General features: G+C 42.3%; 1 protein-coding gene. It reads left to right on the top strand.

Features of this window, described 5'->3' with window-relative positions; translation table 11 throughout:
• Positions 1–2 precede the first annotated feature (2 nt).
• Positions 3–1,160, top strand: a 1,158-nt coding sequence (locus AB0G52_RS41290) for a VacB/RNase II family 3'-5' exoribonuclease (protein ID WP_361344485.1), incomplete at its 3' end; no start/stop codon positions are given.

Here is a 1,160-nt window from a genome sequence, read left to right as displayed (position 1 = left end):
TTATTAAAACAACGGAAAGAATGACATATGCTGATGTTAACTCTATCTTGAATGACAAGGATGAGGAGCTGCGGGAAAGATATGCAGAGCTTGTTCCTATGTTTGAGAGAATGGAGGAGCTAGCGCAAATCCTTCGTAATAAACGAATGGGCAGAGGAGCAATCGATTTTGATTTCAAAGAATCTAAGGTGATTGTCGAAGAAAACGGCAAGCCGAAGGATATCGTTCTGCGCGAACGCTCTGTGGCTGAACGCTTAATTGAAGAATTTATGCTTGTAGCTAATGAAACGGTTGCTGAGCATTTCCACTGGCTGCAAGTACCATTCATCTATCGTATTCACGAAGATCCGAAGGAAGAAAAGCTGCGCAGATTCTTTGAGTTTATTACAAACTTCGGTTATATCGTTAAAGGAACTGCAAATGAAGTTCATCCAAGAGCTCTTCAGGAAATCATTGAAGAGGTGCAAGGAACACCAGAGGAAATGGTCATATCAACTGTCATGCTTCGATCAATGCAGCAGGCGAAATATTATCCAGAAAGCCTTGGCCATTTTGGATTATCAACCGATTTCTATACGCATTTCACATCGCCAATTAGACGTTATCCGGATTTAATTGTGCACAGACTTATTCGCACATATCTTGTGGAGGGTGATATTAGCGCACCTACTCAGGAAAAGTGGAACAGCAAGCTAACAAACATTGCCGAGCATTCCTCTAACATGGAAAGACGCTCTGTTGAAGCTGAACGTGAAACAGATGAGTTGAAAAAGGCAGAATACATGCTGGATAAAATCGGCGAGGAATATGATGGAATTATCAGCTCTGTCACTAACTTTGGAATGTTTGTCGAGCTGAACAATACAGTTGAGGGTCTTGTCCATGTCAGCTATATGACGGATGACTATTACCGCTATGATGAACGCCATTTTGCGATGATCGGTGAAAGAACAGGCAAGGTGTTCCGAATTGGTGATGAAATCACGGTACGTGTTGTTAATGTTAACAAAGAAGAAAGAGCAATTGATTTCGAAATTGTTGGCATGAAGGGAACACGTCGCAGAGATCCGAAAAAAGAAGGTAAAGTTTTCTCCACTGGCAGCACATCTCGCCCTGCGCGCAAAGGAAAATCTGGTGCAGGCAAAGATAGCAGAAAAGGC

It is taken from the genome of Streptomyces sp. NPDC021562 (assembly GCF_040640875.1).
GTDB lineage: Bacteria > Actinomycetota > Actinomycetes > Streptomycetales > Streptomycetaceae > Streptomyces.
Note: the sequence above shows the minus strand (reverse complement) of the source record. Positions and strands in the feature narration are given on the sequence as shown.